Here is a 3182-nt window from a genome sequence, read left to right on the forward strand (position 1 = left end):
GCCTTGAGGTGGGCGAGCAGCATCTGCCAGACGGTGGGGACGGCCGCGGAGAAGGTGACCTTCTCGGTCTCCAGCAACTCGAGGATCGAGGCGCCGTCCATCTTCTGGCCCGGCATCACCAGCTTCGCGCCCACCGCCGAACAGGAGAAGGCCAGGCCCCAGGCGTTGGCGTGGAACATCGGCACCACCGGCAGCACGGTGTCGACGGCGGAGATCCCCATTACGTCCCGGCCAAGCGTCACCAGGGTGTGGATGAAATTGGAGCGGTGCGAATAGAGCACGCCTTTCGGATTGCCCGTCGTGCCGGAGGTGTAGCAGAGCGCCGCGGCCGTGTTCTCGTCGAAGTCGCCCCAGACGCAGTCGGGCGAGGCCGCCGCGATCAGGGTCTCGTAGCAGAGCGCGCCGGGGAAGGCGCCCGAATCCATATGGGCTTCGTCAGTGAACACCACGATGTGCTTCACGCCCGGCATCTTGGGGCGGTGCTCCAGCAGCACCGGCAGGAAGGTCAGGTCGGTGAAGATCACCTGATCGTCGGCGTGGTTGATGATGTAGCAGAGCTGCTCGGCGAACAGCCGCGGGTTGAGCGTGTGGCAGACCGCGCCGATGCCCATGATCCCGTACCAGGCCTCGATGTGGCGCGCGGTGTTCCAGGCCAGGGTCGCGCAGCGGTCGCCCGGCTTGATCCCCAGCCCCTTCAGGGCGCTCGACAGCCGCTTGGCGCGCTCGTGGACCTGGCCATAGGTCGTGCGCACGATCGGCCCCTCGATCGAGCGGCTGACGATCTCGCGGTCGCCGTGCCAGGCCTTGGCGTGGTCCAGGATCTTGTCGACCGTCAGCGGCCAGTCCTGCATCAGCCCGTGCATCTTGGAGTTCCTCCGGAAACCGGCCCCCGCCGGCCTTGCGCCCAAGGCTATTGTTATCAGCGTTCAGACGCAACGCGGCTCGGCGGCTCCGCGCCCAAGCTCCTCCCGCGTCGCGGCAGCGTGCGGGGAAGGTTGTTTAGCGGTCGAGCTGTTTCAACCACCTCGCCGCCGCCTCGCCGGTCGGCGCAGCCGCGTCCACCCGCGTCCAGCCCGTCGCCTGCCCTCCATGGCGCGCGATCTGGTCGCGCAGCACCTGCAGCGTGGCGTCCGAAGCGTCGCCGACCCGGCCGCCGACCCGGGCCTCCAGCACCTCGGCGGGGGCCTCCAGCCAGGAGCCGTGGAACGCGACGCCGCATTCGGCGGCCAGGGCCTCGGCCCGCGCGCGCAGCTCGGGCTCGGTGAAGGTGGCGTCCAGCACCACCGCCTGGCCGGCCTTCAGCAGCGCGCGGGCGGTCTCGAACACCGTCCCATAGACCCGCGCGTAGAACTCCGGCGTGTAGGTCTCCGGCGCCAGGCGGTCCACCGGCCCGGCGCCGGCCAGCCGCTTGCGCGCCTCGTCGGTGCGCAGCACCACCGCGCCGGGCGAGGCGCCCAGGGCCGGGGCGACGGCGCGCGCGAAGGTCGTCTTGCCGGCCCCGGAAAACCCGCCCACGGCCGCCAGCGCCGGCGGCGGCGGCGACAGGTGGGCGATGGCGGCTTCCACATAGGCCCTGGACATCGCCAGGTCGCCGGAGTGCGCCGACACGTGCGCCCGGACACCCGCCCGCACCGACAGCATCAGCGGCAGCGCCGCCAAGCCCTCCCAGAGCGCCCCGGGGAAGCTGCGCGCCGCCTCGTCCAGATAGGCCGACAGCACCCGCACGCCCGCGTCGCGCCGGCCCCGGAAATCCAGGTCCATCAGCAGGAACGCCAGGTCGTACTGCACGTCCAGGTCGGAGAGCAGGTCGTTGAACTCGATGCAATCGAAGAGGACGGGCCTGCCATCCTCCACCAGGATGTTGGCCAGATGCAGGTCGCCGTGGCAGCGGCGCGAGAAGCCCGCGTCCCGCCGCGCCTCCAGCAGGGTCTTCCGCCGCGCCAGCTCCTCGGCCGTCCTGGCCACGAGCAGCTCCACCCGATGGTGGTCGAGCCCGCCGGTCAGGTCCCTCAGCAGGTGGGCGTTGGAGCCCACCGTGAAGGCCAGGGCGCTCCAGCCGCCTTCGGGCCTGAGCGGCGCCCTGGCGTGGAAGCCCGCGATGGTGCGGCCCAGGGCCTCGGCCATGGCGCCGTCGATGGCGTCCGGGTCGTTGGACAGCACCGCGCCGTCGTCGAAGCGGCGCATCTCCAGGGCGTACTCGGCGACTTCGCCGCGGCCCTCCCACACAAAGCCGCCGCCGGGCTCGGCGGTGATCGCCCGCACCCGGCGATAGATGTCCGGCGCGGCGGCGCGGTTGAACTCCAGCTCGCGGTCCAGCGCCCATTTGCGGCGAGCGGCGCTGGAGAAGTCGGCATAGCCCAGGTCGACGTTGCGCTTCAGCTTCCAGGCCACCTCTCCGGCCAGGAAGACGCGCGCGCAGGCGGTCTCGATGGTCCGTTCGGACTGCCCCTTCAGCCAGGCGACGACCTCGGCCTCGCCCGGCGCCATCGTGGCCGATGGGCTCAAGGAAACAGCCTGTGGGTGCTCCAGCCGTCGCCGCTGCGGGCGAACACCAGCCGCTCGTGCAGGCGGAACGGCCGGTCGCGCCAGAACTCGAGGGTCTGCGGCTCGACCCGCCAACCCGTCCAGTGCGGCGGCCGCGGCACCTTGCCCAGGCCGAACTTCAGCCCGAACTCGGCGATCTTCTTCTCGAAGGCCAGCCGGTCGGGCAGCGGCCGCGACTGGTCGGAGGCCCAGGCGCCGAGCTGCGCGGCCCGCGCGCGGGTGGCCCAATAGGCGTCCGCCTCCTCCGCCGAGACCGGCGTCACCGGCCCGCGCACCCGCACCTGCCGGCGCAGCGACTTCCAGTGGAACACCAGCGCCGCCTTGGCGTTGGCCGCCAGCTCGCGGCCCTTGGCGCTCTCGGTGTTGGTGAAGAAGGTGAAGCCGGCGGCGTCCACGCCCTTCAGCAGCACCATCCGCGCGTCCGGCATCCCCTCGGCGTCGACGGTGGCCAGCGTCATCGCGTTGGCGTCGTTGGGCTCGCTCTTCAGCGCCTCCTCGAGCCAGGTCTGGCACAAGGCGATAGGGTCGCGGGTGGTGATCTCCGGCAGCGGCTTGGCGGCCGCCACGTTGGTCAGATAGTCCGCCTCGCTAGGCGAGGATGGGATCAGCGGCGCTTTCATCGGCGGGCCTATAGCTGA

Annotated in this window: 3 protein-coding genes; all 3 read right to left on the minus strand. The window is 71.5% G+C overall.

Annotated features, from left to right (window positions below):
* Positions 1 to 863, minus strand: an 863-nt coding sequence (locus VNW53_RS10750; RefSeq protein ID WP_325555628.1) for an AMP-binding protein, incomplete at its 3' end; no start/stop codon positions are given.
* Positions 864 to 999: 136 nt separating this feature from the next.
* Positions 1000 to 2505, minus strand: a complete 1506-nt coding sequence (locus VNW53_RS10755; protein ID WP_325555629.1) for an AAA family ATPase — start codon at positions 2503 to 2505, stop codon at positions 1000 to 1002.
* Positions 2502 to 3164 (minus strand): pyridoxamine 5'-phosphate oxidase, encoded by a 663-nt coding sequence (pdxH, locus tag VNW53_RS10760; protein ID WP_325555630.1) that lies wholly within the window; start codon positions 3162 to 3164, stop codon positions 2502 to 2504. The genes VNW53_RS10755 and pdxH overlap by 4 nt, the downstream gene beginning before the upstream one ends.
* Between the last annotated feature and the right edge of the window lie 18 nt (positions 3165 to 3182).

Origin of the sequence: Phenylobacterium sp., assembly GCF_035569475.1 — a bacterium.
GTDB lineage: Bacteria > Pseudomonadota > Alphaproteobacteria > Caulobacterales > Caulobacteraceae > Phenylobacterium.

Coding starts and splice junctions, on each gene's coding strand:
- pdxH (WP_325555630.1), bottom strand. CDS start 3,164: ATGAAAGCGCCGCTGATCCCATCCTCGCCTAGCGAGGCGGACTATCTG.